Source organism: Duganella fentianensis, assembly GCF_009857835.1.
Lineage (GTDB): Bacteria > Pseudomonadota > Gammaproteobacteria > Burkholderiales > Burkholderiaceae_D > Rugamonas > Rugamonas fentianensis.
In genome coordinates, this window is record NZ_WWCL01000002.1 from 1,055,758 (window position 1) to 1,079,452 (window position 23,695).

At 60.7% G+C, this 23,695-nt stretch carries 22 protein-coding genes and 1 pseudogene; 11 read left to right on the forward strand and 12 right to left on the reverse strand.

The annotated features are described in order from the left end of the window. Positions 1–106 precede the first annotated feature (106 nt). The 3 genes from GTP23_RS12510 to GTP23_RS12520 all read left to right on the forward strand — a co-directional run bounded on the left by GTP23_RS12510 (position 107) and on the right by GTP23_RS12520 (position 2,951). Positions 107–793, forward strand: coding sequence for a response regulator transcription factor (locus tag GTP23_RS12510; RefSeq protein ID WP_161035416.1), 687 nt, complete (start codon positions 107–109; stop codon positions 791–793). Then, positions 790–2,172 carry a sensor histidine kinase gene (locus GTP23_RS12515; protein ID WP_161035417.1) on the forward strand — a complete coding sequence of 461 codons (1,383 nt, stop codon included), beginning with the start codon at positions 790–792 and terminating at the stop codon, positions 2,170–2,172. Before GTP23_RS12510 ends, GTP23_RS12515 begins: the two co-directional genes overlap by 4 nt. Positions 2,173–2,318: 146 nt before the next feature. Next, on the forward strand, positions 2,319–2,951 hold the full coding sequence (locus tag GTP23_RS12520; RefSeq protein ID WP_161035418.1) for a protein phosphatase CheZ: 633 nt from the start codon (positions 2,319–2,321) through the stop codon (positions 2,949–2,951). A 32-nt stretch (positions 2,952–2,983) separates the two neighbouring features. On the opposite strand, the gene GTP23_RS12525 is transcribed toward GTP23_RS12520, so the two are convergent. Next, complete coding sequence (locus tag GTP23_RS12525; protein WP_161035419.1) at positions 2,984–3,589, reverse strand: TetR/AcrR family transcriptional regulator; 606 nt, start codon at positions 3,587–3,589, stop codon at positions 2,984–2,986. A 95-nt stretch (positions 3,590–3,684) separates the two neighbouring features. On the opposite strand from GTP23_RS12525, the gene GTP23_RS12530 reads away from it, so the two are divergent. The 8 genes and pseudogenes from GTP23_RS12530 to GTP23_RS12565 all read left to right on the forward strand — a co-directional run bounded on the left by GTP23_RS12530 (position 3,685) and on the right by GTP23_RS12565 (position 10,774). Next, positions 3,685–4,962 carry an NAD(P)/FAD-dependent oxidoreductase gene (locus GTP23_RS12530; RefSeq protein WP_161035420.1) on the forward strand — a complete coding sequence of 426 codons (1,278 nt, stop codon included), beginning with the start codon at positions 3,685–3,687 and terminating at the stop codon, positions 4,960–4,962. After that, entirely contained in the window at positions 4,944–5,732 is a 789-nt protein-coding gene (locus tag GTP23_RS12535; protein WP_229256060.1) for a DUF1365 domain-containing protein, read from the forward strand. The genes GTP23_RS12530 and GTP23_RS12535 overlap by 19 nt, the downstream gene beginning before the upstream one ends. Further along, positions 5,729–6,934, forward strand: coding sequence for an SAM-dependent methyltransferase (locus GTP23_RS12540; protein WP_161035421.1), 1,206 nt, complete (start codon positions 5,729–5,731; stop codon positions 6,932–6,934). The genes GTP23_RS12535 and GTP23_RS12540 overlap by 4 nt, the downstream gene beginning before the upstream one ends. A gap of 14 nt (positions 6,935–6,948) precedes the next feature. Further along, positions 6,949–7,731 carry an SDR family NAD(P)-dependent oxidoreductase gene (locus tag GTP23_RS12545; RefSeq protein WP_161035422.1) on the forward strand — a complete coding sequence of 261 codons (783 nt, stop codon included), beginning with the start codon at positions 6,949–6,951 and terminating at the stop codon, positions 7,729–7,731. After that, entirely contained in the window at positions 7,728–8,150 is a 423-nt protein-coding gene (locus tag GTP23_RS12550; protein WP_161035423.1) for a nuclear transport factor 2 family protein, read from the forward strand. The genes GTP23_RS12545 and GTP23_RS12550 overlap by 4 nt, the downstream gene beginning before the upstream one ends. An 82-nt stretch (positions 8,151–8,232) precedes the next feature. After that, complete coding sequence (locus GTP23_RS12555) at positions 8,233–8,727, forward strand: TspO/MBR family protein (RefSeq protein WP_161035424.1); 495 nt, start codon at positions 8,233–8,235, stop codon at positions 8,725–8,727. 2 nt (positions 8,728–8,729) lie between these two features. Next, a pseudogene (locus GTP23_RS12560) lies at positions 8,730–10,269 on the forward strand (cryptochrome/photolyase family protein). 100 nt (positions 10,270–10,369) lie between these two features. Then, positions 10,370–10,774 carry a response regulator gene (locus GTP23_RS12565; RefSeq protein ID WP_161035425.1) on the forward strand — a complete coding sequence of 135 codons (405 nt, stop codon included), beginning with the start codon at positions 10,370–10,372 and terminating at the stop codon, positions 10,772–10,774. A gap of 34 nt (positions 10,775–10,808) precedes the next feature. Here the strand turns inward: GTP23_RS12565 and GTP23_RS12570 are convergent, their stop codons facing one another. From GTP23_RS12570 to GTP23_RS12620, 11 genes are all read right to left on the reverse strand, one after another. Beyond that, positions 10,809–12,080 carry an O-acetylhomoserine aminocarboxypropyltransferase/cysteine synthase family protein gene (locus GTP23_RS12570; RefSeq protein WP_161035426.1) on the reverse strand — a complete coding sequence of 424 codons (1,272 nt, stop codon included), beginning with the start codon at positions 12,078–12,080 and terminating at the stop codon, positions 10,809–10,811. A 125-nt stretch (positions 12,081–12,205) separates the two neighbouring features. Then, positions 12,206–13,618, reverse strand: a complete 1,413-nt coding sequence (locus tag GTP23_RS12575) for a sugar porter family MFS transporter (protein WP_161035427.1) — start codon at positions 13,616–13,618, stop codon at positions 12,206–12,208. A 202-nt stretch (positions 13,619–13,820) separates the two neighbouring features. Next, positions 13,821–14,726: a TIGR01777 family oxidoreductase gene (locus tag GTP23_RS12580; RefSeq protein WP_161035428.1), complete on the reverse strand. Its 906-nt coding sequence runs from the start codon at positions 14,724–14,726 to the stop codon at positions 13,821–13,823. Between the two features lie 6 nt (positions 14,727–14,732). After that, positions 14,733–14,894 carry a DUF2256 domain-containing protein gene (locus GTP23_RS12585; protein ID WP_161035429.1) on the reverse strand — a complete coding sequence of 54 codons (162 nt, stop codon included), beginning with the start codon at positions 14,892–14,894 and terminating at the stop codon, positions 14,733–14,735. Between the two features lie 4 nt (positions 14,895–14,898). Beyond that, positions 14,899–15,324, reverse strand: coding sequence for a BLUF domain-containing protein (locus GTP23_RS12590; RefSeq protein ID WP_161035430.1), 426 nt, complete (start codon positions 15,322–15,324; stop codon positions 14,899–14,901). Positions 15,325–15,345: 21 nt separating this feature from the next. Further along, entirely contained in the window at positions 15,346–16,050 is a 705-nt protein-coding gene (gene folE, locus GTP23_RS12595; protein WP_161035431.1) for a GTP cyclohydrolase I, read from the reverse strand. A gap of 83 nt (positions 16,051–16,133) precedes the next feature. Further along, entirely contained in the window at positions 16,134–17,738 is a 1,605-nt protein-coding gene (locus tag GTP23_RS12600) for a GMC family oxidoreductase (protein ID WP_161035432.1), read from the reverse strand. Continuing rightward, the gene (locus GTP23_RS12605) at positions 17,728–18,906 is read right to left on the reverse strand and encodes an alkane 1-monooxygenase (protein WP_161035433.1); all 1,179 of its coding nucleotides are present in this window, start codon (positions 18,904–18,906) and stop codon (positions 17,728–17,730) included. Before GTP23_RS12605 ends, GTP23_RS12600 begins: the two co-directional genes overlap by 11 nt. Further along, positions 18,907–19,917 carry a 2Fe-2S iron-sulfur cluster-binding protein gene (locus GTP23_RS12610; protein WP_161035434.1) on the reverse strand — a complete coding sequence of 337 codons (1,011 nt, stop codon included), beginning with the start codon at positions 19,915–19,917 and terminating at the stop codon, positions 18,907–18,909. A gap of 140 nt (positions 19,918–20,057) precedes the next feature. Next, positions 20,058–20,462, reverse strand: a complete 405-nt coding sequence (locus tag GTP23_RS12615; RefSeq protein ID WP_161035435.1) for an SRPBCC family protein — start codon at positions 20,460–20,462, stop codon at positions 20,058–20,060. 199 nt (positions 20,463–20,661) lie between these two features. Further along, the gene (locus GTP23_RS12620; protein WP_161035436.1) at positions 20,662–22,284 is read right to left on the reverse strand and encodes a glucosamine inositolphosphorylceramide transferase family protein; all 1,623 of its coding nucleotides are present in this window, start codon (positions 22,282–22,284) and stop codon (positions 20,662–20,664) included. Between the last annotated feature and the right edge of the window lie 1,411 nt (positions 22,285–23,695).

The window sequence follows — 23,695 nt, forward strand, 5'->3', positions numbered from 1 at the left end:
AACAGCCAGACGGGTGAACGATGGCGGCATAGTGAAATCCAGTTGTTAAGAAGTTCTTAACAAGCGATAACTAGCATCGTTATGTCGATCAGATCAGGAGTGCAAAGTGAGGATATTGCTGGCAGAAGATGATCCGCAGCTCGGCCGTGCCACCCAGATCGGGCTGGAACAGGGCGGCTATGCGGTGGACTGGGTACGTAGCGGCGACAGCGCGCTGACGGCCGCCCGCCTGCACCAGTACGGCTGCGTGCTGCTCGATCTGGGCCTGCCTGACCGTGACGGCATGAGCGTGCTGGCGGCCCTGCGCGCCAGTGCCTACGAAGGCGCCATCCTGATCGTCACGGCGCGCGACCAGATACCGGACCGTATTGCCGGCCTCGATGGCGGTGCCGACGATTTCATCATCAAGCCATTTGATCTGGATGAGCTGACCGCGCGCATCCGCAGCGCGGCCCGGCGTGCCAGCGGGCGCAGCCGCACTACCCTCAGCCACGGCGACATCGTCATCGACGTGGCCGACCGCCACGTGCGCAAAGGCGGCATCGACGTGCCGCTGACGCTGCGCGAGTACAGCATCCTGCTGACGCTGATCGAAAACCGTGGCCGCATCCTGAGCCGGCTGCAGCTGGAAGAAAGCCTGTACGGCTGGGGCGAGGAAGTGGAGAGCAATGCCATCCAGGTACACATCCACCATCTGCGCAAGAAGCTGGGCCGTACCCTGATCCGTACCGTGCATGCAATCGGCTACTGCATCGATAAACCGCTCGACCAGCAAGGCGGTGCCGCCGCATGAGCAAGCCTGCCGTCTGGTCGCTGCGCAATGCGCTATTCCGCTGGCTGATCGGCCTGACGCTGGCGCTGTGGGCACTTAGCGCCGTTATCGTGTATCTGGAAGCCGACAACGAAAGCCAGGAACTGTTCGACCAGTCACTGGAGGAAACCGCCCACCTGCTGCTCTCGCTGGCCGAATACGAGGTGCGCGAACATGGCAGCGCCTCGCCCATCATCGTGGCCGTGCCGGCCGAGCGCAACCACCGCCAGTACCTGCTGTACCAGATCTGGGACGTTCAGGGCCGGCTGCTGTACAAGAATCCCGGCGCGCCGGACCAGCCCATCTGGCCGCAAGCCCATAGCGGCATGCGCTGGCTGGACGGGCCGGACGGCCGCCAGCGTGTCTACGCCAGCTGGAGCAATAGCGGCCAGCTGCAGATACAGGTGGCCGAACCCGTCACCCACCGTAAGGATATATCGCACCGCTTCGCCTACAAGCTGAGCGGCTTTGCACTGGCGCTGGTGGCGCTGGCCGCGCTGGCCATCTGGTGGAGCGTGCAGCGCCTGTTCCGTGGCCTGCAGCAGAGCACGGGCGAAGTGGCCAGCCGCACGCCCAACGATCTGGCCGACGTCAGTCTGGCCGGCGTGCCGCGCGAAGCCCTGCCCCTGCTACAGGCCATCAACCGCCTGTTCGAACGGGTGCGGCGCGCCATGGAGCGCGAGCAGCGCTTCACGGCCGATGCTGCCCATGAACTGCGCACCCCGCTGGCCGCCATCAAGACCAACCTGCAGGTCATACAGCGCGCCCGCAACGACGCCGAGCGGGAAGAGTTTGTCGCCGCGCTGGGCGTCAGTGTCGATCGCGCCAGCCGGCTGGTAGACCAGCTGCTGACGCTGTCGCGGCTCGACCCCCTGTATCAGCGCAGCAAAGGGCTGGAGTCGCGCGATCTGGCGGCACTGATCACTGATGCGCTGCCCGGCTGGCGCGCCGCGGCAGCACGCCATCAGCTCAGCCTGCACGTACAGCTGGCGCCAGCCAGCTGTTTGCTGAATGCCGACGCCATCACCATCCTGCTGCGCAATCTGGTGGAAAATGCCGTGCGCTACACGCCGGCGGGCGGCAGCATACAGATACGCTGCGGCATGCAGCAGCAACAGGCCGAGCTGGAAATCAGCGATAGCGGTCCCGGTATTCCGGCCGCCATGCGCGAACGGGTGTTCGAACGTTTTGTGCGGCTGGCCGATGCCAGCCAGCCCGGCAGCGGTCTGGGCCTGTCCATCGTGCGCCAGATCGTGGAAATGCATGGCGCCAGCATCAACCTGGGCGATGGGCCCGACGGCCACGGCTTGTGCATACGGATACGCTTCCCCAAGCCAGAAACAACAATGCAAATCAATTAAATCCAACAAATTTATTGAATTATTTGTTGAATTGGCGCATTATTGCGCCTATTGTGGTTTCCGCAGGATAATGTTGATGGTCAGGGTGATAACTACCCGCCTGCGCTGAGCCCACCTCGACAAGCTCAATAACGAAGGATGCTGGCATGACCGGGATTAAAACCTCCGCTGTACCAACGACCAACAACGCTGCCGTCTTCAGCCGGCTAGGCCTGATTGTGCGCGATCTGCACGATGCACTGTGCGAACTGGGTGCCGACGAAGTGCTAGCCGATGCCGTGTGCGAACTGCCTTCGGCACGCGAGCGCCTGCTGCACATAGGCGAGCTGACCGAACGGGCCGCCAACACGGTGCTGAACAAGGTAGAGCATGTGCAGCCTATCCAGGATGCGCTGGCCAGCGATGCGCAGCAACTGCAGCAGCAGTGGCAGGCTATGGCTGGCGATACCCAGGTGCCGGAACAGATGAAGTCACTGATGGCGCAAACCCTGAGCTATCTGGCGCAGGCACGCGAAGGCCACGATATTACCCACGCAGCCCTGTCCGACATCATGCTGTCGCAGGACTTCCAGGACCTTACGGGCCAGCTGATCAAGAAAGTCGTGTCCGTACTCGAGCGCACCGAGAACGATCTGCTAAAACTGCTGATCGACGCTGCGCCGCCGGGTGCACTGAGCCGCATCAACAAGGACGAATTGCTGGCCGGCCCGGGCGCGGCGGGTGGCGTCGCCCTCAAACAGGATGATGTAGACGACCTGCTGGCCAATCTGGGCTTCTAGAAGCTGTCAGAGCTGCAGGCAGAGGTGCTGCCCTAGCGCAGCCCCTGGAAGCAGACTTTCAGCATATTGCTGACGATGTCTTCGGTCGACATCTTGCTGAACTTCTGCAGATATTCCACTGCAGGATCACAGGTACGAGCGTAGTAGCTGAACAGAATCACATCGCTGGGCAGTTCCGGATTCAGCAAACCCTGCTGTTGCGCCTGTTTCACCAGCCCTTCCAGCTGGCGGTTCAGCTTGAGCACCTTCATCATGTATTTCACATTGCGCATCAGCATATCGCGCACATGGGCACTGGTCGATGGCAGGAAAGGCAGGCCGCCGTCCAGCCGCACCCGCAAAGCCCATTCCAGCAGAGCCTGCAGTTTCTCTAGCGGCCCCAGTCCCGAATCGAGTTCCGCCATGAAGTCAAGCGCACCGTCGAGCAGACGGATCAGCGCCTCGCCCACCAGTTCTTCCTTCGATTTGAAATGCTTGTACAGGCTGGGTTTGGAGATACCGACCGCACCGGCAACGTCGTCCATCGTCATCAGATCATAGCCTTTGCTACTCAGCACCGACGTGGTCGCGTCGAGGATGGCATGCTCGCGCAACTTAAATGCCTGATTCTTAAAGCTTAATTTGTTGAAGATACTCATTGGTAAAATTTAGCTACTAATCAGTAGCATTTTGGTTTAGCTAGTAGTAATATTAGCACGCCGGTAGAAAAACGGCCTACACCACACCATAGCCTATGACTTTGACACCACAACGTATCGCCGTGATCGGGGCCGGCATCAGCGGCCTGGCCAGCGCCTATTTCCTCAACCGTCGCCATCAGGTGGTGCTGTATGAAGCGGGCAGTTACCTGGGCGGCCATACCAATACGGTCGACGTAACACTGGAAGGCCAGCGCCAGGGTGTGGATACCGGCTTTCTCGTCTACAACGAGCTGACCTACCCGAATCTGATTGCCCTGTTCGAAGAACTGGGTGTGGCCAGCACAGCCAGCGATATGTCGTTTGCCGTTTCCATGGCCGATGGCGCGCTGGAATGGGCTGGCACCAGTCTGGCCACCGTATTCGCCCAGCGCCGCAACCTGTTCAAGCCGCATTTCCTACGCATGGTGCGCGATATTCTGCACTTCAACGGCAACGCCCGGCGCTTTCTGGCGGCGGCCGAGCAGCAGCCGCTGACACTGGGCCAGCTGCTAGCCCGGCACGGCTATGGCCACACTTTCCGCGATGCCTATCTGCTGCCCATGGCTGCGGCCATCTGGTCCAGTTCGCCGAGCGACATATTGCAGTTCCCCGCCACCACCTTCCTGCGCTTCTGCCTCAACCACGCGCTGCTGCAGGTGAACGACCGGCCCCAGTGGCGCACGGTACAGGGCGGTGCGCGCAACTATGTGCGCAAGATCGCTGCCACCCTGCCCGACTGCCGTCTGAACAGCCCGGTGCTGCAGGTGCGCCGTCACGCGGGCGGCGTCAGCGTCGTTACTGCACAGGGCAGCGAAGAGTACGATGCCGTGGTGTTCGCCACCCATGCGCCGACCACGCTGGCTGTGCTGGATGCCTGCCCCGCCGAACGCGCTGTGCTGGAAGGCGTGCGCTACCAGCCGAATACGGCGTACCTGCATACGGATCTGGCGCTGATGCCGCGCCTGCGCAAGGTCTGGTCGGCGTGGAACTATCTATCCGCGCCCATGCAGGATGGCCAGCGTCCCGTGTGTGTGAGCTACTGGCTGAACCAGCTACAGCAGTTGCCATTCAGCACGCCCGTGATGGTGACGCTGAATCCGCCCGTAGCGCCGGCTGCACAGCACACGCTGGCATGCTTCGAGTATGAACACCCCATCATGGACCAGCGTGCCATCGACGCCCAGCAGGCACTGGCGCAGATACAGGGCAAAGAACGCATCTGGTTCGCCGGCGCATGGACCGGCTACGGCTTCCATGAAGATGGCCTGAAATCCGCGCTGCGCATCGCCCGCGCCTACGGCGTGGCACCGGCATGGGCCAGTCTGCCATGAGCAGCGCCGCCCAGCTGCTGCAGGGTCAGGTCATGCATGCGCGCCTGCGCCCTGCCCTGAACCGCTTTGTCTATCCCGTGTTTTATGTGCGGCTCAACCTGTCCAGGCTCGAGCAGGCCGGTACCCGCTGGTTCGGCATCGACTGCTGGCGCCCGCTGTCCGTGCGCACGCGTGACTACGGGCCGCGCGACGGCTCCAGTCTGGAGCACTGGATGCGCCAACTGCTGGCCAGCCATGGCATACAGGCCGATGGCGACATCTGGCTACAGACTTTTCCCCGCGTGTTCGGCTATGTATTCAATCCCGTCAGCTTCTGGCACTGCCATGATGCGCAAGGCCAGCTACGTGCCGTGCTGGCCGAAGTCAACAGCACGTTCGGTGAAACCCACCGCTATCTGCTGGCACTGGGCGGTGCCGATGGCCAGCACCGCAGCGTTCAGGCCGTCAAGCAGCTGCATGTGTCGCCGTTCTGCGCAGTCGAGGGCCACTACCGTTTCCGCTTCCGGCTGGCAGCACATGCCCACAGCACCAGCATCGATTACTACGACCAGCACGGGCTGCTGTTGCGCACCGCTCTGAGTGGCCGGCCCCAGCCGCTCAGTGATAGCGCCGTGCTGGCCGCTCTGCTGCGCTTCCCGCTGCTGGGTCTCGGCATTGTGGCGCGCATCCACTGGCAGGCTTTGCGCCTGTGGCTCAAGCGCGTGCCGTTTTTCCGCCAGCCACCAACGCCGCTTGCTTCGACTACCGTGCACCAGGAGATCACACCATGACCCATATACTGACCAATCCTGCCAGCAGCGTGCCTGCCGGTGCGCGGCTGTTTCTGAGCCTGCTGGGCAAGCTGCGCCATGGCCATCTGGAACTGATCACGCCGGACGGCACCCGCATGCTGTTCGGCGATGCCCACAGCGGCAGCCACGCCGTGCTGCAGATCCACGACTGGCGCGGCTGCCAGCGCATGCTGCAGGCCGGCGACATCGGTTTTGCCGAAGCCTATGGCGCGGGCTGGATCAGTACACCGGAGCTAACACCCTTGCTGCGGCTGGCGCTACGCAATGAAGATGCGCTCGATCAGGTGCTGTTCGGCGGTGTGCTGGCGCGCTGCTGGTACCGTCTGCGTCACTGGCTGCGGCCGAATACGCGCAAAGGCAGCCAGCGCAACATCCACGCCCATTACGACATCGGCAACGACTTCTACCGCCTGTGGCTGGACGACAGCTGGACTTATTCCAGCGCCCTGTTCGATGGCAACTACAGCCTGACGCTACGCGAAGCCCAGCGCCGCAAGTACCAGCGCATTATCGATACGCTGCAACTGCAACCCGGCGACCGTGTGCTGGAAATAGGCTGCGGCTGGGGCGGCTTTGCCGAACAGGCGGCGCTACAGGGCATCCATGTGCATGGTGTCACCATCTCGCCATCCCAGCTGGCCATTGCGCGCCAGCGCCTGCAGGCACTGGGGCTGCAGGAACGGGCGCAGGTAGAACTGTGCGACTACCGTGATCTGCAGGGCAGCTATGACGCCATCGTCTCGATCGAAATGTTCGAGGCTGTGGGTGAACAGTACTGGCCCGAATACTTCCGCACGCTGCAGGCCAGGCTCAAGCCCGGTGGCCAGGCGCTGGTGCAGTCGATCACCATCGCCGCGCAGCATTTCGACCGCTACCGCAGCAGCACCGATTTCATCCAGGAGTACATCTTCCCCGGCGGTATGCTGCCCAGCGTAGAGCGCTTCGAACAGGGCGCACGCCGCGCCGGCCTGCAGCCGCAAGGCCGCCATGCCTTTGGGCGCGACTATGCAGAGACGCTGCGGCGCTGGGACCAGCAGTGCCGCGCCACCCGCCCCCAGATCGTGGAACAGGGCTTCGACGAGGGTTTCCTGCGTATCTGGCATCTGTATTTCGCCTACTGCGAAGCTGCCTTTGACGAAGGCCGTACCGACGTGGTGCAATTCCACTTGCGTAAAGACTGAGCGGAACACGTAACATGAACTTTCCACTCAACGCCCGCATCACCGACTGGCCGCAGCAGCGCGTCTGGCTAATCGGTGCATCCAGCGGCATAGGCGCAGCGCTAGCGCAGGAGCTGCTGGCGGCCGGCGCCCAAGTCGCGCTGTCGGCACGCCGCGTCGAACGGCTACAGGCAGTCGCTGCCGCGGCATCGCACGCACTGGTAGCAACATTCGATATCGTCAACCAGAGCGACTGGCAGCAGCGCTACCACGAAGTCTGCCAGCGCTTTGGCGGCGTCGACCTGATCGTGTTCTGCGCGGCAGACTACCACCCCGAGCGCAGCTGGCAGATCAGCGCCGACGGCGCCGCCCACACGCTGGCCGTGAATCTGGGCAGCGTCTACACGGGCCTCGCCACCGTGCTGCCCGACATGCTGGCACGCGGCAGCGGCGGCATTGCCATCGTCGCCAGTGTGGCCGGCTATATCGGCCTGCCGAATGCCACGGTGTATGGCCCCAGCAAGGCCGCGCTGATCAATCTGGCCGAACTGCTGTATGCCGATCTGCACCCGCGCGGACTGGGGGTGTATCTGATCAATCCCGGTTTCGTCCAGACTCCGCTCACTGCCAAGAACGATTTCACCATGCCGGCCCTGCAGACCCCGCAGGCCGCCGCGCAAGCCATACGCAAAGGCCTGAGCGCAGGTGCATTCGAAATCCATTTCCCGCGCCGCTTCACGCTGGCGCTGAAACTGCTGCGCTGGCTGCCCTACCGCCTGCGCTTCGCCCTGATGACGCACTTCCTGGTGCCCACATGACTATCGCCACCCCGCTGCTGGAATGGTATGCCGCCCTCACGCCGCAAACGCTGGCGCAGGCGGCACGCTATTACGCCGCTGACGCCCGCTTCCGCGATCCCTTCAACGACGTGCAGGGTGTGGCCGCCATTACTGCCATCTTCGAGCACATGTTTGCCACTACCGAGCATCCGCGCTTCGTGATCACCGGTTGCATCGTGCAGGAGCAGCAAGCGTTTGCAACATGGATCTTCAGCTTCGACCTGCGTGGCCGCCACTATGAAATCGAAGGCGGCAGCCATTTGCGCTTCGATGCCGAAGGCCGCGTCAGCCACCACCGCGACTACTGGGACGCGGCCGAAGAGCTGTTGCAGAAGCTGCCCGTAGTCGGAGCGCCGATACGCTGGCTGCGGCGCCAGTTCCGCGTACAGCAAGCGTGAAGCCGCACAGCTGCCTGCACCAGAGCCACTGCACCGGCCTACCGTTCGCCCTTTTCTTTTTGTTTGTACTATCGTCCTTGCCATGAATACCAGCACCTCCCGCACTTCTCTGCTCTACCAGCTGATCTGGTTCCCTCTCACGTTCGCCTGCGCCGCGCTGGGCGCGCGCGCGTCGATCTCGGCCGCCACCTTTTACGGCACACTGCAACGGCCCGACTGGGCGCCACCGGCGTGGCTGTTCGGTCCCGTCTGGAGCGTGCTGTATCTGCTCATGGCCATCGCCGCATGGCGCATCAGCCGCCACCGGTTCTACGCATCCCGCAACGCACTGCTGCTGTACACGGCGCAGCTGGCGCTGAATGCGCTGTGGAGCTGGCTGTTCTTCGGCTGGCATCAGGGTGCGCTGGCCTTTGTATGCCTGCTGGCCATGTGGCTGCTGATACTGGCCACCATCATCAGCTTTGACCGGCTGGAGCGCCTGGCCGGTCTGCTGCTGTGGCCCTATCTGGCGTGGGTCAGCTTTGCCGGTGTGCTGTGCTACACCATCTGGCAGATGAATCCCGCACAGCTGGGCTAAGCATGGGCATTACCCTGAAACTGGTGCTGGGCGATCAGCTCAACTGCCAGCACAGCTGGTTCCGCCAGCCCGCAGCCGACGTGCTGTTCGTGATGATGGAAGTGCGGCAGGAAACTGACTACGTGCTTCACCATGCGCAAAAGATCATCGCCATCTTTGCCGGCATGCGCGATCTGGCGCACCGTCTGCAGCTGGCGGGGCACAGAGTACACTACCTGCACATCGATGATGCCGACAACCGCCAGTCGCTACCGGCCAATCTGGACTATCTGATCGCCCACTACGGCGCCAGCGCGCTGCACTGGCAGGCACCGGACGAATATCGTCTCGACCAGCAGTTGCAAGCCTATGCTGCGCAGCTGTCCATCCCCACCCAGATGGATGACAGCGAACACTTCTACACCAGCCGCGACGAAGCCGCGCGCCATTTCGATGGACGTGCGCGCTGGCTGATGGAATCGTTCTACCGCCACATGCGTACGCGCCATGGTGTGCTGCTGACGGCCAGCGGCCAGCGGCCAGCCGCTGGGCGGGCAATGGAACTTCGACCACGACAACCGCGAAGCCTGGCCCGGCCTGCCATGGGAGCCGTCCGATCAGCGCCCCCACCATGACCACAGCGCGCTGTGGCAGACCATACAGGACGCCGGAGTGGCCAGCTTTGGCGAACCCTGTGCCGCCGATTTCCGCTGGCCCTTAAGTCGCGCCGAAGCACTGGCCCAGCTCGATCACTTCGTCACCGACGCATTGCCCCACTTCGGGCGTTTTCAGGATGCCATGAGCAGCAAGGCGTGGCGGCTGTTCCATTCGCTGCTATCGTTCGCGATGAACAGCAAGATGCTGGCGCCGCAGACCGTGGTAGCGCGGGTAGAAGCAGCCTACCATGCGGGTCAGGTGCCGCTGGCCTCGGCCGAGGGCTATATCCGCCAGATACTGGGCTGGCGCGAGTATGTACGCGGCGTGTACTGGCACCGCATGCCGGGCTATGACCAGCTCAATGCCTTCGGCCACCATACGCCGCTGCCGCACTGGTTCTGGAATGGCCAGACCCGCATGCGCTGTCTGGCAGCCGCCGTGGGCCAGTCGCTAGCCCATGCGCACAGCCACCACATCAACCGCCTGATGGTAATCGGCAATTTCAGCCTGCTGGCCGGGCTTTCGCCGCAAGCCTTGCATCAGTGGTATCTGGGCGTGTACATCGATGCTTTCGAGTGGGTGGAACTGCCCAACACGCTGGGCATGAGCCAGTTCGCCGATGGCGGCCTGCTGGCTACCAAGCCCTATGTAGCCAGCGCTGCCTACATCGACCGCATGAGCGATTATTGCAAGGGCTGTCACTACCAGAAAAAGCAGCGCAACGGTGAGCGGGCCTGCCCCTACAACGCACTGTACTGGGACTTCTTCCAGCGCAATGCGGCCAGCCTGAGCAAGAATCACCGGCTAGCCATGGTCTACCAGCAGCTGCGCAGGATGGATGCCACATCACTTGCAGAACTGCAGGAACAGGCCAGCCGCACGCGTGCAGAACTGGATAGCCTCTAGTCTACGTACTGGCGCGTATGGGACAGAATCAGCCGTTAATGATAAGATGCGGGCTCGCTAAAATTGCCCGCCACAGGGTATAAAAGTTCTAAGGTTGCACATGCTTGCGGATTTACATTTTCTGGTCGTCGATGACTTTTCAGGTATGCGTGCCGTAATCGGCAATCTGCTGAAAGACCTCGGCTACGGCAAAGTGACGGAAGCAGCGGACGGCCGCGAAGCGCTGGCTCGCCTGAACCACAATGATGCGGTACCACCGATCAACTTCATCATCACCGACCTGAACATGCCGCAGATGGACGGGCTGGAACTGCTCAAAACAGTGCGCGCCACCCGTGAATTCCGCAAGATGCCCGTGCTGATCGTCACGGCCGAAGGCAAGCGTGAAAACATTCTCTCCGTGGCCCAGGCTGGCGCAGACGGCTACATCGTCAAGCCCTTCACCAGCGCCACCCTCAAGGAAAAGATCGACAAGATCGTGCAGAAGCGCAGCGTGGCTGCCTGAGCCCCGCTGCACTGTTTGCTAAGGCTTGCGCCGCTTAGACGGCGGCCAGCGCCTGATCCAGATCCGCTAGCAGATCATCGATATGCTCGATGCCGACCGACAGGCGTACGGTATCGACCGTTACGCCAGCCTTTTCCAGCTCCTGCTCGTTGAGCTGACGGTGGGTGGTGGAAGCGGGATGGCAGGCCAGCGATTTGGCATCGCCGATGTTCACCAGGCGGGTGAATAGCTGCAGCGCATCCTGGAAGCGGGCCCCGCCCTCCAGCCCGCCCTGCACGCCGAAGGTCAGCAGACCGGAGGAACGCCCGCCCAGATATTTCTGCGCCAGCCCATGGTCGCGATGGCCTTCCAGTCCGGCGTAATTCACCCACTGCACTTTCGCATGCTGCTGCAGGAACTGCGCGACCTTCAAGGCATTTTCCGTAATGCGCTCCATGCGCAGTGCCAGCGTCTCTATGCCTTGCAGAATCAGGAAAGCATTGAACGGCGAAATCGCGGCGCCGGTATTACGCAGCGGGACCACGCGGGCACGGCCGATGTAGGCAGCCGCGCCCAATGCCTGCGTATAGACCACGCCGTGGTAGGACACATCGGGCTCGTTCAGGCGCTTGAAGCGCTGCGGGTGCTCGGCCCAGGCGAATTTGCCGGAATCGACGATCGCGCCGCCGATGGAATTGCCATGGCCGCCCAGATACTTGGTCAGCGAGTGCACCACGATGTCGGCGCCGTGCTCGATGGGGCGCAGCAGATAGGGCGAGGCCACCGTGTTGTCGACGATAAGCGGCACGCCATGGCGGTGGGCGATCTCCGCAATTGCTGCGATGTCGGTGATATTCCCCAGCGGGTTGCCGATCGACTCGATGAATACAGCCTTGGTACGTTCATCGATCAGCGGCTCGAACGAAGCCGGATTGCGCGCATCGGCAAAGCGGGTGCTGATGCCGAACTGCGGCAGAGTGTGGGCAAACAGATTGTAGGTGCCGCCATACAGGGCCGAAGCGGAAACGATATTGTCGCCCGCTTCGGCGATGGTCTGGATCGCATAGGTAATGGCCGCCTGCCCGGACGCTAGTGCCAGCGCGGCTATGCCGCCTTCCAGCGCCGCCACCCGCTGCTCCAGCACGTTCTGGGTGGGATTCATGATGCGGGTGTAGATATTCCCCGGCACCTTCAGGTCGAACAGGTCGGCACCGTGCTGGGTGTCGTCGAAGGCGTAGGCCACGGTCTGGTAGATCGGCACCGCGACGGCGCGGGTAGTGGGATCGGGTTGGTAGCCGCCATGGACGGCGATAGTTTCCAGCTTCATTGGGACTCCATTAAGAGATGAAATAACAACATTCCATCAGCTTAAAACCGTCCCCACATACACTCAACGATTTAAATTGCACATCTATATAACAAAAATCATCTTAGGCACCTGGCGCGCATGGCCTAGTCTATGCCCAGCTGGCGCTGTATCTGCTCCAGTGCCACACCCTTGGTTTCCGGTACGGCCAGACGCACCCAGACCAGTTGCAGCACCATCATCAGGCAGAAGAACAGGAAGATCCACGAAGCCTGCGTGGGCTGCTGGTTGGCGCCTGACAGTTCCACCATTTTCGGAAACACCGTGGTCAGTACTGCCGCAAATACCCAGTGCGTGGCACTGCCCAGCGTCTGTCCCTGGGCACGGTAGCGGTTGGGGAAGATCTCAGAAATCAGCACCCAGATCACTGCGCCCTGACCCACTGCATGTGCGGCGATAAAGGCAAAGATACAGGCCGGCACGATGGCAAAGTGGCCCGTCCGGAAGGCCCATGTGCACAGACCCAGCGCCACGATGTAGCCGACCGAGCCAATGTACAGCAGGCTGCGACGGCCCAGCCGGTCGATCAGCCACAGGCCCACGAAAGTGAACACCAGATTGGTGATGCCGATGCCGACCGATTGCAGCAGCGCCGCTTCGGCGCCTAGCCCCGTCAGCTCGAATATGCGCGGAGCGAAATACAGGATGGCGTTAATGCCGGACAGCTGGTTGAAGAAAGCCACCAGAAACGCCAGCGCGATGGGCTTGCGCAAGCGCCAGCTCCAGAAACCGCTGCTCTTCTGTACCGGCTCGGCCGAGGCCTGCTCGATCGCGTCAGCTTGCGCCGCCAGCGCCGGTTCGCTGGCCTGTGGCTGAATCAGGCGCAGCACGGAGAGCGCACCGGCCCGGTCGCCCTTGCGTGCCAGCAGCCAGCGCGGGCTTTCCGGCAAAGCTAGACAGAACAGCGTGTACAGCACGGACGGCACCGCGGCCACGCCCAGCATCCAGCGCCATGCCTGCTCCCCGGTACCGGCCAGCACAGCGTTGGAAGCAAAGGCCACTACGATGCCGAACACGATGTTGAACTGGAACATGCCGGCCAGCCGGCCACGCACGGCAGGCGGCGCAATTTCGGAAATATAGAGCGGCGCGACGATGGTCGATACACCTATGCCTATGCCGCCGATGAAGCGGGCAATGATGAAGGTGGTCACGTCGTTGGCCAGCGCGCAGCCCAATGCAGACAGGATGTACAGCACGCCTATCCATTGCAGGGTGGCGCGACGGCCCAGCCGGTCGGTAGGCCAGCCCCCAAGTAGTGAGCCCAGCACCGTGCCGTACAGGGCTGCCCCCAGTGCCAGCCCGTGCATGCCGGCGCTCAGTCCCCACAGTTTCTGGATAGTCTGCTCGGCACCGGAAATGACCACCGTATCGAAGCCGAACAGAAAACCGGCCAGTGCCGAGGTAATCGCCCAGAAGAACAGTTTGCCGGTAAGTTGCTGCGGCGCCACGCCGCTCAGGCTGGCGGCGCCAGCTTCGTTACCATGATGTAGTTGCATACAAGTGATCCGTAATGTTGGATGGACTAGCAATGCAAAGCGGCATGGTTAAGGGCGCCCGCACGATACGAGAAGTAATCACTGGAAGGCAGTATAGTCAAACTTCTGTAGTTTTCCTACATTTCGGGAAAAGTTGCCGCAGAAAAACCACACTGGAGTGGGCGGCGTCAGCATGGTGGCACCGTGGACGCAGCGCTACAGACTAGCGGGAAGATGGCAGCAATTGCTGCAGCGCCTGCTCCAGGCGGGCGTAGCGGAAATGGAAGCCGGTGGCCATTGTTCGTACAGGCTGAGCGCACTGGCCACCGAGCAGCAGCACCGACATTTCGCCCAGCAGGCCGCGCAGCAGCCAGGCCGGTGCAGGCAGTATGGCCGGACGACGCAACTGCGCCGCCAGCAAACGGGTGAACTCGGCATTGCGCACCGGCGCAGGCGTGCAGCCATTGTAGATACCGCTGCAATCTGGCCGCTGCAGCAAATGGTCGAACAGTGCCAGCAGGTCCTCCAGATGGATCCAGGGCATCCACTGGCGGCCATGGCCCAGCCGCCCGCCTAGCCCTAAGCGGAATGGCAGGAGCAACCGCGCCAGCATGCCGCCCTGCACTGCCAGCACGGGCGCGATGCGGACAATCACGACACGGCTGCCAGACTGTGTGGCTTGCCGGGCCGCCTGCTCCCATGCAGCGCACAGCTGTGCGCCGAAATCATGGCCGGGCACCGTCACGCTTTCATCGACTGGCTGCTCGCCCGCGTCGCCATACCAGCCCACCGCTGAAGCCGACAGCAGCACGGGCACTGGTGCCGGCCGGCTAGCCATCCACTCTACCAGCGCCTGCGTGGAAGTAATCCGGCTGCCCCACAGCAGATGCTTGCGGCGCGCGCTCCATGGCCGGTCGGCAATAGGAGCACCGGCCAGATTCACCACCACATCGGGCACGTAGCTGGCGTCCAGCTGGCTCAGTGCGGCGATGCCGCGTGCGCCACTACATAGCGCTGCCACCTTCCCTGGGTCGCGGCTCAGCACCGTCAAAACATGGCCGGCGGCCTGCCAGCACTGGCACAGCGCGCGTCCTATCATGCCGCTGCCACCGGTGATCAGTATCTGCATGCTGCCCTAGCCTCCTGCCTCAACGTTAGCGGGACGATGGCTGCGCCGGCAACGCTCGGAGCAATACAGCACCTGTTCCCAGTCACGCTCCCACTTCTTGCGCCAGCTGAATGGCAAGCCGCAGTGCCGGCAAGTCTTGTGCGGCAAGCCGAGCTTTCTATGTGCCATGGGTTCAGGCGCGGCCCAGCACCGACGCGGAGGCAATCAGTTCATCCACCAGCGCCATGGAACTGCTGCCGGGCAGCTGGAAGGGGTCGAACACGGGCAGCGCCGAATAGCGCAGCAGCGTAGCGGGATTGAGCCGGTCCAGATTGGTCTGCCCCATGGTCCAGGCGGCATAGCGCCGCTCGGTAATTTCGGCATAGTGTAGCAGCACGACATCGGTATGGCGGCTGTCGCGCTGGATGCGCGAGAACAGGCGGTTGACCTGCTCCCGCCCGCCCTCGAGCAACTGCAGGAAATAGCGGTCGCCATGGCACAGCACACCGGTAATGCCTTCGGGCGGATTGCGTAGGCGGGCCTGCTGGAGTATCACACTGACGGTGGCGGGCGTGGTATCGGCAGCAGCGCGGCTGGCATACAGAAGTTGAACGAGCATGGCGACTCCGTGAGGTAGGCGTTAGCGTTTGATAAGGGAAAGGAATTCGCGCCGCAGGGCCGGGTCCTTGAGGAAGGACCCGTGCATCACACTATTCACCATCAGCGCGTCGGTATCCTTGACGCCGCGCCAGTGCATGCAGAAATGCTCGGCTTCCATGATGACGGCCAGTCCATCCGGCTGCATCTTCTCCTGCAGCAGTTCGGCCAGCTGTACCACGGCTTCTTCCTGTATCTGCGGGCGGTTCATTACCCACGCGGCCAGACGCGCATATTTGGACAGGCCGATCAGGTTGGAGTGCTGGTTGGGCATCACCCCTATCCACACCTTGCCCATGATGGGACACAGGTGGTGCGAACAGGCGCTGCGTACCGTGATGGGGCCGATAATCATCAGCTCGTTCAGCAGGGCCGCATTGGGGAATTCCGTGACTGGCGGCGGCGGCGTATAGCGGCCGCCGAAAATCTCCTGCAAATACATCTTGGCCACGCGCCGCGCCGTGCCTTGCGTGTTGTGGTCACTGACCGTATCGATCACCAGACTTTCCAGCACACCCTGCATGCGGGTGCTGACCTCGTCCAGCAACTGGTCCAGTTCGCCCGGTTCGATAAAGGCGGCGATATTGTCATTGGCATGGAAGCGCGTACCGCTGGCCATCAGGCGCGCACGGATGCGCTCGGAGACGGGCTGGCTCTGCTCTGCTGCAGGAATAGGCTGGTAGCTCATGTGGCCGCTTTCAGTAAATGGCGCTGCACAAAACAAGACGTGCAGCACAACAGCCACATGATACTACTACGCGGTAATTTCTGCTACCGATCAGTAACCAGCCATTCCGCCGCCCGTTCGGCCAGCATGATGGTAGGGGCGTTGGTGTTGCCGCTGATGAGAGTCGGGAACACTGATGCATCGACCACCCGCAAACCTTGCAGCCCATGCACGCGGAATTGCGGGTCGACCACGGCCTGCGCATCCATCCCCATCTTGCAGGTACCAACCGGATGGTAGATGGTATCGGCGCGGGCGCGGATGGCCGCTTCCAGTGCCCTGTCATCATCGGGCACCGGATACAGCGAGCGTGGCCGGTGGCGTGCCAGCGCCGGTGCCTGCATGATGGCCTGCATCTGCCTTGCGCCCTGCATCAGCAGCGCCAGATCTTCCGGCGCAGACAGGAAGCGCGGATCGATCTGCGGCGCCGCCAGCGGATCGGCGCTCGCCAGCGTGACCGTGCCGCGCGAAACCGGCCGCAGCACGCACACATGGCAGGAATAGCCATAACCGTAATGCAGTTTGCGGGCATGGTCATCGACGATGCTGATGACGAAGTGCAGTTGCAGGTCGGGCCGCTCCAGCTCAGGCGCAGACTTGAGGAAGGCGCCGCCTTCCGCAAACGGCGTTGCGATCATGCCCTGCCCCGTCTTGCGCCACTGGCGGATGGCTCGCAGCATGTTGAACATGCCCAGCGCGCCCAGCCCTACCACATCCTTCACATCACTGCGATAGCACAGGATGTAGTCCAGATGGTCCTGCAGATTCTTGCCCACACCGGGCAAGGCGTGACGCAGCGGGATGCCATGTTGCTGCAGTTCGGCCGGATCGCCGACACCGGATAGCAGCAGCAATTGCGGACTGTTGAAAGCGCCCCCGCACAGTAGCACTTCGCGCCGCGCCCTGACGATGTGCTGCTGCTCCTGCCGCAGTATTTTTACGCCCGCCGCGCGGCGGCCATCGAACACCACTTTCAGCGCCTGCGTTGCCGTCAGCACGGTCAGATTCGGCCGGCTCATCACCGGATGCAGATAGGCCGCAGCAGCAGAACAGCGCTGGCCGTTCTTGCTGCCACCATGGAACTGGGTCACCTGATAGTAGCCCACACCCTCCTGCACGGGGCCATTAAAATCCGGATTGAACGGATAGCCGCATTGCTGCGCGGCCTGCACGAAGTCCGCAGTGATGCCGCGCGGAGTCTGCTGGTTGGCCACCTGCAGCGGCCCTTGCCCACCATGCCACACATCGGCACCACGCTGGTTGGCTTCGGCCTTTATGAAGTACGGCAGTACCTGCTGAAAGCCCCAGCCAGTGCAGCCCAGCCGTTCCCATTCATCGTAGTCTTGCGGCTGGCCGCGCACGTACAGCATGGCATTGATGGCGCTTGAGCCGCCCAGGCAGCGGCCACGGGGCTGATAGCCGCGCCGCCCGTTCAGGCCAGCTTGCGGCACTGTCTCGTAGGCATAGTTGTTGATCTTCGGCCGCCCCGGTACCATGGCGATTACACCGGCCGGTGCCCGCACCAGTATGTCCTTTCCGTCGCCACCAGCTTCGATCAGGCAGACCTGCAGCGCGCTGTGTTCACTCAGGCGCGCCGCCAGCGTGGCGCCGGCCGAACCGCCGCCGACTATCACATAATCAAATTCCATCGCCCGCTCCCTGCTGCTGGAAAGCTGCCATGCCGCTGGCGCGGTTGGCTCGTGCGGCCAGCAGACGTTCATCGGCACTAGCGTACTGGCGATCCCATGCCAGCACCTTGGGCGTCATCAGACGGTGCCACAGCGGCGGAATCATGGCGACCACGATGGTGGTCAGGTAGCCGCCCACCATCATGGGCGCATCGGGATAAGGTTTGAGATCCTGATATGGCACTTCACCCTGTGCATGGTGGTGCGAGTGGCGGGTCAGGTTGAACATGGTCCAGGAACTGAGGCGGCGGTTGGTATTCCACGAATGGCGCGGCTGCACGGGTGTGGCAGGGTCACGCACCATGCCGTAGTGCTCCATGTAGTTGACCACTTCCAGCAAAGCCTTGCCCCACAGGCCGCACAGCACGAAATAGCCTGCTACCAGCGGACCGCCGGCCAGCCACGCCAGTGCCACCAGCGCTACGCTCATCAGATGGCCGCGTATCACGGCGTTGTACGGCGACCAGACACTATGCCCCTGCCGCTGCAGACGGCGTGCCTCGATTTCCCACGCACTCAGATTACCCCGCACGGTCGATACCAGCACATGCCAGTAAACATTGCGGCCCCGCGGTGCCGTCGCCGGATCCTGCTCGGTGGAGACGTAACGGTGGTGACCGTACACGTGCTCGATCGCAAACACGGTATCGAAGCTGAACGCCAGCAGCCAGCGCCCCACCAGCAACGAGATGGGGTCCCACGTACGGTGCGTCAGCTCGTGGCCCGTGATGGTGCCTATCAGGCCTATCATCAGCCCTGTCAGCAACACGCCGCTGACGTGATGCGGAAGCGTAGTTGCCGCACGTGCGGCCAGCAGATCATAGCCGGTCAGCGCACCTAGCCAGGCGCCCACGCCCAACAGATCAGCATCGCACACGCTCCAGACCGAGGCAAATACCACTGCCGCCAGCAACGGCAAGGCTAACCACAACTGGAAGGTCAGCAACCCGCCCCATGCCAATTGGGGCGTCGAAATGTCGTCACCACTGAGCGCATCACCGGCGATATACAGCGTTACGATAAAGGCGAAACCGGCACTGATCCAGCTGCCGCCGGCCAGCAAAGCTGCCAGTGCCAGCAGCCCTATCAGATGGAATAGAAAATACTTCAGATAATGCAGCAGCTTCATTTATGTCTCCCTTGTTATAGTGGTAAATCGGTCTGCATGAATATGGGCGGCAGCCACGCCCTGTTCGATCAGGCTGGCCGTGCACGCGTCGACCATGGCGGGTGGACCGCACAGATAGGCATGGGCACCAGCCGGCAGATAAGTAGCGAGGTGTTGCGGCACCAGACCGCTGACTCCGGGCCAGTCGGTCTGCTCTGACAGGACGGGCACGAATACAAAGCGGCCACGCCAGTTGCGCGCCAGTGCTTCGATATCATCGAGGGCGTACAAGTCCTCGCGACGGCGTACACCAAACATCAGCGTGGCGTCGCGCTGCACACCCTGCTGCGCAGCGTCCTGCAGCAGCGCCAGCACGGGTGCCAGTCCGCTGCCGCCGGCGATCAGCATCAGCGGCGCATCGGCCTCGCGCAGCCAGAAGTCGCCATACGGCCCAGTCACCGTGACGGTTTCGTTCAATACCGGGTGCTGATGGACGCGCGAGGAAAACTGCCCGCCAGCCATGTGCTTGATGAAAAACTGCAGCACGCCATCGGCACGGGTGGGCGTGGCGAAGGAATAGCTGCGCTCGCAAGCTGGCAGGCTCTCAAGGGCTAACTGGGCATATTGACCAGCCTTGTATTCGAGCGGCGTATCGAGTTGCACCGTCAGCCGGCAGATATCGTGAGTGAGTTGCTGCTGGCCGGTGACGCGGCCGGTGAACTGTCGCACCGGAGTGGTGTCGAGTGCGACTTCGATCGCCACATCCTGAGTGGGTACGGACTGGCAGGCAAGGATGTAGCCCGCTGTCAGTTCCTGCCCGGTCAGCACATAGGCGGCGCTGGTAAGTTCCTTGACCTTTCCGGTAAGCAGCCTGCATTTGCAGGTCGCGCAACCACCTACGCGGCAGCTGTGAGGAAAGGCCATGCCATGGCGCAGTGCCGCTTGCAGCACAGTCTCGCGCGGCTGCATCGCCATCGCCACGCCATTGATGGTGGCGACAGGTGCAGCAGCTTTTTTAAACAGTGAAAACATGATTTCGACCAAGTCTTGAGGAGACTTGATCGTAGGCCAGCCTGCCGTGGGCGGCGAGGTTGGCGCTAGACAATCATGGGTCTTTTTTTGCCATTAGTGATGAACAGGCAATTGCGGCGCTAGTGCCGCAAGCGCGGGCCCTACTCGCTGGCGACGTGACGGGCAAAGTTATCCAGTATGGCCTGCCAACCGGCACGCTGCTGCTCGACTGGATAGACTGTTTCGGCATCGAACGTCTCGCGTACGATCACGCCCTCAGCGCCCGGCAGGAACTCGACCAGCAGCGAGCGGTCACCGAACTGGCATTCAATGAGTTGATACGGCTCGATGCGTGTATAGGTGCCAGCGAAATCGAAGCCGTGGCTACCATCCTTGGCTTCCATGCGCGAAGAAAAAGTCCCGCCTACACGCAAGTCCACATCAGCGCGGGTGGTATGCCAGTCTGGGGAAGCGGTGTTCCATTGGACGATATCCTGTGGCGTAGTCCAGCTTTGCCAGATGGTTTCCAGCGGCGCGGCTATGGTAGTTTCGACGGTGATTTTCATAGGGCAAGCTCCGGAGTTGGGTTAGTCACTAACTAGCCTGAATAGTCCAAGCGAGCAGGCATTCTATACCCATACGCGCACAATCAATCGCCACGAGTTTGTTAGACGCCCGACAGCCTCTGAAAGTACTGCTTCTCGTAGTTTGCTGGAAACAGTTGGTAGCTAAAGCTGTGTCTGCTAATTGTTTCTAACGCTGCACTCATTCCACGCGGCTTGGAGCCTTATTCAGATAGTACCACTGCTTATGATCGATAGCAGTGACCCGCCCTGTCGTGCTCAAATGGTGAATGGCCGAACGCCCCAACTCGACCGGATCCAGGCGCGAGACTAGGCGCTCCACATAAACAGTCTCACTGATTTCGACAATTTCGTAGACCAGCAGGCCTTCGCCATAATGGTCGAAACCTTGACGCTGCCCCAGACGCAACAGCCGGCCCTGGTCGAGAATCAGCCCACCGTTACGGCCGCCGTCAGAGTCTATACGCAAAGGATTCATAGGGTGCGGCGTCCAGTCTGTGCTCAAGGGTGAGTCCGAATAGAAGAGTTGCAATTCGGAGCAATGGTCACCACCGCGCGCCTGATCGATATTGGTCAGCAACCACCAACGCCCATGGGCTTCGAACAGCATAGTGTCGGCAGCAGACACATTTTGCATTAACACTGCCGCGAGCTCCCAGCGCAAAGGAAATTCAGCACAAACATAAACCCGTATCTGATCCGACTCCGACGCCTCGGGACACAGATATAACTGTCCCTGATAGTGGAACAGATAAGGGAAAGACAAGTGAAAGGGTTCCACCAAACACGGCCCCAGGTCGACGCAATCATCGCCGCGCAACTCCAGCACAGAAACATGACCCAGTCCCCGTGCATAATCATAATCTTCCAAGAAACAGTAGGTGCGCCCTTCATGCTCCAGCAAAAAGGGATCGGCCCAGAAATGCCCTGCTGGAACTTTGGGCGTAATCAAGCGCGGCAGTGGGCGCTCATCCCATGGGGCGTACATAAACGACACCCCCCACTCCTCCATGCCTAGCAGATATTTTTTATGGACTTTTTGGACAATTTTACGGCTGACGATTCTGGCAGCAAAACCCAGCCCTGCCCCTAGACCCAGCGCACGCTGGCGCGGGGCCAGCATCACCGGCTGAGGCTGCGGCAGCTGTCCATTCAGCGCTATGCCCTGCAATAGATCCTTGTAGTGGGCATTGCACTTGTAGCGTAACTCCGCCTGATTCAATAAATACTGCGCCCGTGTCGAGTAATAACCATGTTGCAAAACCTGCGGGGCTGCATCGGTCTCCCAGGCCACTATCGCAAATCCACTTTTAGGCTGGGCATAATAACATTCCCAGAAGCCCATTGACGCCCCTGCCAGATCACCATCGATGCCCGTCAAGGCAACTGCTCCCAGACGTATTCCAGCCAGCATCTCCCGAGAAGGCGCGACTTGGCCGCAAACAACGACCAAATCAAAGTCCTGCTCGCGAACCATCAACAAATCTTCCTCTTTGCTATTCAGCAAGACAATGCTGGGCACCTGTTTTGACAGCGTACGGGAGCTGGTGTGGTCACTATGTAGCGCATGGCCTTCGAGATATTTTTGTTCTTCCCGATGAATAAACCGCCAGATCGTGCGATACAGCCAATTCTGGACAGATATCTGCGGCTTAGCCACCACCAGCGTCAGGTCAAACAATCCGGAAACATTCAAAGAGGTCAGCAGATCGGCGATGTACTTATCGCCTAATTCGCCCTCTACCCAGATGCCCACTTTCAGGCGGGAGCTCGACTCGGGTAGTTGCGTAATTCCGTTGCTCATAAATATTTTTTCCAATCAACGCCATCCAAGGCTGAGCCACTATGCAAACTCAAATCATTTAACAGCAGCACACGCAGGCGCCTCCAGCAGAACTAGCGCCGTCGCCCATTCCACAACGCGGACACCGCTACGTTTTATGTTTCGTTACCCGCGCGACAAGCATCATTTCACCTGTTCCTGGCTAGGACTAGAACGGGTTGAACTGCTTTGCTGAGACGAATACGACATCCCTACCAAGAGAAAATGCCACAGAACAATTGGTAAATATTTAATTTTCTATGGGAAATCATAGCAACTAATGTATATTTTTAGCAAATTAATTTTCAGAAAGAGTTTTACATTTGCTATGAAAACTACTAATCATCTGCAAAAAAGGCCGCAAAGCCGCGTGGCAAGGATCGCCACCGCTGGCTGAGGGAGACTGTCTTGGCAGCAACAAATGTGCCGGCGCATCCCTATTGAACAGGAGGGATCACAACAAGACATGAGCCAGCGCCACGACATGGTCCTTAATCACTTAGTCACATTGTTTCCCTCTGGACAGTTCCCCGGCTATTTAGGGCTGGCTTGGTACTATTTTTTATTGTCGAATTGCCTTGAAATCCGCCTCGAATTCGCAATATATTCTGAGCCTGTTCATTTGCACGTTGAATTACTCGACTCAGCGAGCTGCACCGAGACTTCTGATGAACGCCGCGACTCTGACGCAAGACCGCCTCAAACTCAATTAAACTAACTCCTGGTAAAACTGCTTGAGGCTGCCTATCTACTTTCGGGATTTGGACGCCTCGGTCTTGTGCGTAGAGCAGAAAGACGTATGGATCGATCGTGCTGGCAGATAGCTGCTTCCCATTCAAGGGTTCCCTAGTTTTCAACCGAAGATAGTTGGTTGAAGATTATGAGGAGGCACGTTGGGTCTCTTGTCGAGTCCCCTCGGCGCAACTTGGTCACGAATGTGCTGGCGTAAATTGTCCTTTGAATACACCGTTAATCTCTCCGGCTCCCACTCATCCTGATGAGTAAGATTGAGCGCTAGCCGCTGGACAATTCCCACTACAAATCAACTGCCCGGAACCGTCGCTACAGTGGTGCCGTTTCTGGTAAGAGGGCAGGACAAATTTTTCATGGCCCGAAAACGACAAAGGCCTGCGATAAACGCAGGCCTTTGTTTTTACTGGAATTCTTGGTGGGAAGTGCAAGTTTCGAATCTGTTTTTTTAGCGACGTCAGATTAGCTCAGCAACCGTCAGTAAAGGCTCGGTGTTGCAGAGCTTGACTGAAAATGCGTGCTGAAATGCGCTAAAACGCGCTTCCATTGCCCCAAATTTCCTCGTTGCATTTACTCAGCAATTGGTCATCTTCGTGGCGATTCAGAATTTTAGAAATCGCATAAGGTCACAGATGGGTGCAAC

Bases quoted from the DNA above. Each gene is read 5' to 3' on its own strand.
- GTP23_RS12535 (WP_229256060.1), top strand. From the start codon at position 4,944: ATGGGCCAGTCTGCCATGAGCAGCGCCGCCCAGCTGCTGCAGGGTCAG.
- GTP23_RS12545 (WP_161035422.1), top strand. From the start codon at position 6,949: ATGAACTTTCCACTCAACGCCCGCATCACCGACTGGCCGCAGCAGCGC.
- GTP23_RS12615 (WP_161035435.1), bottom strand. From the start codon at position 20,462: ATGAAAATCACCGTCGAAACTACCATAGCCGCGCCGCTGGAAACCATC.
- GTP23_RS12570 (WP_161035426.1), bottom strand. From the start codon at position 12,080: ATGAAGCTGGAAACTATCGCCGTCCATGGCGGCTACCAACCCGATCCC.
- GTP23_RS12600 (WP_161035432.1), bottom strand. From the start codon at position 17,738: ATGGAATTTGATTATGTGATAGTCGGCGGCGGTTCGGCCGGCGCCACG.
- GTP23_RS12585 (WP_161035429.1), bottom strand. From the start codon at position 14,894: ATGGCACATAGAAAGCTCGGCTTGCCGCACAAGACTTGCCGGCACTGC.
- GTP23_RS12620 (WP_161035436.1), bottom strand. From the start codon at position 22,284: ATGAGCAACGGAATTACGCAACTACCCGAGTCGAGCTCCCGCCTGAAA.
- GTP23_RS12555 (WP_161035424.1), top strand. From the start codon at position 8,233: ATGAATACCAGCACCTCCCGCACTTCTCTGCTCTACCAGCTGATCTGG.
- GTP23_RS12530 (WP_161035420.1), top strand. From the start codon at position 3,685: ATGACTTTGACACCACAACGTATCGCCGTGATCGGGGCCGGCATCAGC.
- GTP23_RS12550 (WP_161035423.1), top strand. From the start codon at position 7,728: ATGACTATCGCCACCCCGCTGCTGGAATGGTATGCCGCCCTCACGCCG.
- GTP23_RS12575 (WP_161035427.1), bottom strand. From the start codon at position 13,618: ATGCAACTACATCATGGTAACGAAGCTGGCGCCGCCAGCCTGAGCGGC.
- GTP23_RS12525 (WP_161035419.1), bottom strand. From the start codon at position 3,589: ATGAGTATCTTCAACAAATTAAGCTTTAAGAATCAGGCATTTAAGTTG.
- GTP23_RS12540 (WP_161035421.1), top strand. From the start codon at position 5,729: ATGACCCATATACTGACCAATCCTGCCAGCAGCGTGCCTGCCGGTGCG.
- GTP23_RS12605 (WP_161035433.1), bottom strand. From the start codon at position 18,906: ATGAAGCTGCTGCATTATCTGAAGTATTTTCTATTCCATCTGATAGGG.
- GTP23_RS12580 (WP_161035428.1), bottom strand. From the start codon at position 14,726: ATGCAGATACTGATCACCGGTGGCAGCGGCATGATAGGACGCGCGCTG.
- folE (WP_161035431.1), bottom strand. From the start codon at position 16,050: ATGAGCTACCAGCCTATTCCTGCAGCAGAGCAGAGCCAGCCCGTCTCC.
- GTP23_RS12520 (WP_161035418.1), top strand. From the start codon at position 2,319: ATGACCGGGATTAAAACCTCCGCTGTACCAACGACCAACAACGCTGCC.
- GTP23_RS12610 (WP_161035434.1), bottom strand. From the start codon at position 19,917: ATGTTTTCACTGTTTAAAAAAGCTGCTGCACCTGTCGCCACCATCAAT.
- GTP23_RS12590 (WP_161035430.1), bottom strand. From the start codon at position 15,324: ATGCTCGTTCAACTTCTGTATGCCAGCCGCGCTGCTGCCGATACCACG.
- GTP23_RS12515 (WP_161035417.1), top strand. From the start codon at position 790: ATGAGCAAGCCTGCCGTCTGGTCGCTGCGCAATGCGCTATTCCGCTGG.
- GTP23_RS12565 (WP_161035425.1), top strand. From the start codon at position 10,370: ATGCTTGCGGATTTACATTTTCTGGTCGTCGATGACTTTTCAGGTATG.